Consider the following 5,007-nt stretch of genomic DNA (forward strand, 5'->3'; position numbering starts at 1 on the left):
CGCGCCATCGGTCAGGCGCACGTTATACCATTCGCCGGTCGGGTTCTGGCCCAACACTTCCAGCTCTTCGTCGCCGTCGAGAGCGCCTACCTCCTCGTACACCGTCCCCGGCCCGCTGTAGAGGAGCGTGCCCTCAGGCGCCCCGAGCCGGATGACGATGGCCGTGGGTGCGTCGCTCACCGCGGGCGTGGCGGTCGCGGCGTCGCCGGCGGCGACCGCCTCCGCTACGGGCGTCGGCGGGAGCGTCGGCGCTGGCGTGGGCGAGGGCAGTCCCTCGGCCAGCGCGGCGTAGTCGGCCGTGTCGGCCAGCACGACCGCGAACAGTTCCGGCCGGCGGACGATCTCTGCCTGGGCGCGCGCCTGCCACGTCGTCTGCATGGGCGCCGCCGCCCGCCCCGTACCGGCCAGAAACGCTTCGTAGAGCTTGCCGTCAGACAAGCGTTGGATGTCCTTCAGCACCGTCTCGGCCGATTGCGGGTCGAGCTGATAGCCGGCAATGGCCTTCTCCAGAAAGAGGGCCGGTATGTCCGGCTCAAAGTTGTCGATGAGGTCGGTGTAATCGTCGAGCGCCTCGCGCCACTGGCCGCTATTCAGGGATTCTCGCGCCCCATGCAAGAGTGTCAATTGCGACCCTAGATAGCGGTTGGCGTCGCCGGTCTGGTTCAGCGCCTCGGCCATGCGCAGCAGCAGCTCGTTGTTGGCCGAGGTGTTGTCCAGGTCGGCGACGATGGCCCGCGCCACGCGCCCGACCTCAGCCTCCAGGCCGGTCAGGTCGCTGTCGCGGAAGAGCGCCTGCCGCTCCGCGTCGCTCAGGCCGGCGATGAGTTCGTCGGCCCGCCCGGCGCTGGCCGCGTTGTGGTCGTACAGCGCCGCCAGCGCCACCAGTCGCGCCGTGGTGTTGCCGCTCTCGAACGATGCCGCGTGGTTGGCGATGAAGTTCCGCTCCGTCTGCTGGCGCTGCCACAAGACGAGACCGACGGCGCCGATGACAGCCAGCAGGGCCACGGCCACCGCGCCGATAGCCACGCGCCGGTAGCGGTCATCCGGCTTGGCCTGCCGGATCCACGTCCGGTCGAAGACGCGCCGGTAGATCTCGTTGCGGGGCAGGAGCGTACCGCCCTCAACCCGCACCAGGCCAATCAGCTTCAGGCGATTCTGAACGTAGGAGCGTTCGTCCTCCGGCACGCGCTCGCCGCGCCAAACCCGTTCGTAGAGCGCCAGCAGCTCACGCTGCTCCGCCTCGTCCATGCCCTTAATGTTGTCGCGGATGAACTGGAGGTTCGTCTCGCGCCGGGCCTCTTCAGAGAGGAACAGCGTCTCTACCAGGTTGTCAATAGCCTCCGGTGTGCCCCCCTCCGGTGCGGCCTCAACGGCGGCCAGGCAGAGCTTCTGCGTCAGGTAGGGGTGGCCACCCGTCCAGTACAGGATGCGGCCCAGCAGATCGCCGCCGCGGCTGGGGTAGACGGCCTCCAGCCCGGCCGCCAGCAGTTGCGCGCTGCCGGCGTCGAACTCCTTTAGCTCGACGCGGTGGCCGACGTTGAAGGGCGTGCGCCCCCGATCCTTGATGAGATCGGCCGGCGTCGCCACGCCCAGCAGGACGAAGTTCAGCCGCTTCAGATCGGCGTTCTCGGCGCGGGCGTTGTAGAAGGAGCGAACGGCGGCGAAGAAGTCGTCGGAGAAGCTCAGGTTGAGCGTCGTGTCGATCTCATCGACGAAGATGACCAGCCGTAACTCCGGCCGCCGCGCCAGCACGTCCTCCAGGTAATCGGTGAAGCGCTGCACCGGCCCCAGCATCTCGCGCTCGGCCCACCAGCCGTGGAAGTCGAAGCCGCGATCGACGCGCCCGGCCACGCGGCTGAGCAGGCCCAAGTACCACTGGTCGGACGTGACGCCGGTGCCAATGGAGGTCAGGTCGAGGATGACCGTGCGCACGCCGCGGGCGTCGAGGCGGCGGGCCGTCCGCACCATCAGGCTGGACTTGCCCATCTGCCGCGGGGTCAGGACGTAGCAGTAGTTGCCGGACAACGCCGCCTCGTACAGGTCGTCGTCGGCCGGGCGCTTGACGTAGGAGGGGGAGTCGGGCCGCAGCGTGCCGCCTACGTAGTAGAAATCGTCGGCGTCTTCAGGGTCCATGGCGCTTCCTCTACAACCGATCGCGGAAATACAACTGGTACAACTCGCAGCGCGCCTCGCAGCGGTCGCCGGAGGCGGTGATCAGCCCGGCGCTGAGCAGCTGGTAGCGCAGCAGATCGTTGCTGCAGCGCTCGCGCTGCACCACTTCGCGCAGCGCCGCCTGCAACTCCGGCTTGTCGTGTAGCAGCCACAGCTGGCGGCGCAGGTGGTCGCTGAAGGGACCGGTGTCGCTGGCTGCGACCTTGATGAACTCGTTCCAGGGCAACTGATCCACGACGAGGGTATAGAGCGCCTTGCGGGTCAGGTAGGGGTGGCCGCCCAGCAGCCGGTTGAAATCCGCCAGGTTGGCCGCGGCCACCGGGTAGCCGTAGCGACGGTTCAGGTCAGCCACCTGGTCGCCGGTGAAGTCCTTCAGGTTGATGCGCAACCCGACGTTGAAGGGCGACTGGTTGGGGTCGGCGATGAGCAAGTAAGGCTCAGTAGAGATGACCAGGGCGAAGTTGACCATCTCCCATAGCGGCTCATAGGCCACGCTGTTGTGCCACGAGCGCACCATGCCGAAGAAGTCGCTGTAGAAGCTCGTATCTAGCAGCCGGTCGGCCTCGTCGATGGCGATGACCACCGGGTCGGTCAGTTCCGGCAGCACGTACTCCTCCATGAGCGACGTGACGAGGTCCTGGCAGCCGAGCGAGCGCGACCAGATGCGCTTCATCTGCTCCACGTCCAGCCCCAGCTTGAAGACGATGTAGCGGCCGAAGTAGTGGAGAAAGGCGTCGGCGTCGGCGAAGTCGTCGCGATCGACGCGCTGCAAGTCGAGGTGGACGATGCGCATCTTCTGGCTCTTGGCGTGCCCCACACCGCGGGCCAGCAGCGAGCTTTTGCCCGTCTGGCGCGGAGCGCGGATGGTGGACATCGTGCCACGCCGCGTGAGCTGGCGCTTCAACTGGGCGTCGGCCTCGCGCTCAATGTAGAACTTGTCGCTGAGGCGCATCGTGCCGCCCGGAACCTCCATGTCATCCATCACCCGCGGGTCGAAGGCGGGCAAGGGCGGCTTGGCGAAGCTGCCGGCCTCGGCCACACGCCCATCAGTGGTGATGATGGTCTGCGGCGCGGGCTGCGCGGGCAACGGCGCGAGCGGCGGCGGCGCGGGCTTGTCCCCGGCGATGGCGGCCAGCAATCCGGTCAGCACAGCGTCGGTGTCCTGGTCGCCGCGCCAGAGCAGGTATTGCTGGGTATTCAGGAACGCCGCCAGCGAATAGGGCAGCATGTCCTCGTGGTTGATGCGGATGGGCAGGATGACCGGCTTACCCTGCCGCCGGCCATACTCATAGGCCCGCTGCACTTCTTGCTGGAGCATCTCCGAATCTTGCGACTGGCGCGAGAGGAGGACGATCAGAAAGTCCGAGTCGCGGATGGCGGCGTCGATCTGGTCGAGCCAGGCCGTGCCGACGCGCATGGTCGTGTCGATAAAGACCTCGTGCCCGGCGGCGCCCAGCCGCTCCTGCCACTGGTGGGCCAGCTGGCTGTCGGTCTCGGCATGGCGCTTGTAAGACAGGAAGAGGCGCGCCTGATCCGTCCAGACCACCTGGCTCCGCTCCCGCTGGCAGTAGGCGATGAGTTGCGCGACCTGGCCCGAGCGTTCCAGCCGGCCGATCAGGTCTTCGACCTTGTTCGTTAGCGTTTCGCCGGCCAGATCGTCGAAGGGGATGCCCAGGTCGTAGCAGAGCGTCTGCAACTCCGCCCGGCTGAAGTAACTGACAAGCTGGTCACGCAGGCGAATACGATGACGTAGTGGAAGAAAACCCGAACTGCTGGCCATGAGACGCTCCACCTCTTATTCAACTGTATCCGCAACTAGGTATCCGTGACGGCTAGGATGAGGGACTGGAAACGGAAGTGGCGGAATTATAGCAAGCCATCTCAGAGAAAAACAACCTAATCTGAGCAATTGGTACCCTTGCCACAAATCTGGCCTTTTTCCTATAATCCGTGCCCATGCTCCTGACCCTGACCGACCACGGCCTCTACTGCGACGCGGGCGACTTCTTCATCGATCCGTGGCGGCCGGTCGCGCGGGCGCTCATCAGCCACGCCCACGGCGACCACGCCCGCCCCGGCTCGGACGCCTACCTGTGCGCCACGCCGGGCGAGGGCGTGCTGCGGCTGCGGCTGGGGGACGAGGCGCGCATCGAGGCCCTGCCCTACGAGCAGCCCCTGCTCATCAACGGCGTGCGCGTCTCCTTCCACCCCGCCGGTCATATCCTCGGCTCGGCCCAGATTCGCGTGGAGCACGGCGGCGAGCGCTGGGTCTTCAGCGGCGACTACAAGATCGAACCCGACCCGACCTGCGCCCCCTTCGCCGCCGTCCCCTGCGACACCTTCATCACCGAGGCCACCTTCGGTCTTCCCATCTACCGCTGGCCGCCGGCGACCGAGGTGTTCGCCGCCGTCAACGCCTGGTGGCGCGAGAATCAGGCCGCCGGCCGGGCCAGCGTCCTCTTCGCCTACGCGCTGGGCAAGGCGCAGCGCCTACTGGCCGGCGTGGACGCGAGCATCGGCCCCGTCTACGTCCATGGCGCGATCCACCGCCTGAACGCGGCCTACCGCCGCGGCGGCGTGCCCCTGCCGCCCTGGAACTACGTGGGTGACGCGCCGGCCGAGGTGGACTGGTCGCGGGCGCTCATCCTGGCCCCCACTTCGGCCCAGGGCACGCCCTGGCTGCGGCGCTTCGGCGACCTGTCGGCGGCCTTCGCCTCCGGCTGGATGCGCGTGCGCGGCCAGCGCCGCCGCCGCTCGGTAGACCGCGGCTTCGTCCTGTCCGACCACGTCGATTGGCCGGGGCTGCTGGACGCCATCGCCGCCACCGGGGCCGGC

At 67.6% G+C, this 5,007-nt stretch carries 3 protein-coding genes; 1 reads left to right on the forward strand and 2 read right to left on the reverse strand.

From position 1 onward, the window contains the following. Both ACE3UY_RS11395 and ACE3UY_RS11400 read right to left on the reverse strand, forming a co-directional pair. On the reverse strand, window positions 1-2,133 hold a 2,133-nt coding region (locus ACE3UY_RS11395), incomplete at its 3' end, for an AAA-like domain-containing protein (protein ID WP_374687648.1). A gap of 10 nt (window positions 2,134-2,143) precedes the next feature. Continuing rightward, window positions 2,144-3,952, reverse strand: a complete 1,809-nt coding sequence (locus tag ACE3UY_RS11400; RefSeq protein WP_374687649.1) for an AAA-like domain-containing protein — start codon at window positions 3,950-3,952, stop codon at window positions 2,144-2,146. Between the two features lie 176 nt (window positions 3,953-4,128). Between ACE3UY_RS11400 and ACE3UY_RS11405 the strand changes: the two genes are divergently transcribed. Beyond that, window positions 4,129-5,007, forward strand: an 879-nt coding sequence (locus ACE3UY_RS11405) for a ligase-associated DNA damage response exonuclease (protein WP_374687650.1), incomplete at its 3' end; no start/stop codon positions are given.

The organism is Promineifilum sp. (SeqCode) (genome assembly GCF_041918635.1).
Classification (GTDB): Bacteria; Chloroflexota; Anaerolineae; order Promineifilales; family Promineifilaceae; genus Promineifilum.

Excerpts from the sequence above, each read along its gene's own strand:
- ACE3UY_RS11400 (WP_374687649.1), bottom strand. The coding sequence starts at position 3,952 with ATGGCCAGCAGTTCGGGTTTTCTTCCACTACGTCATCGTATTCGCCTG.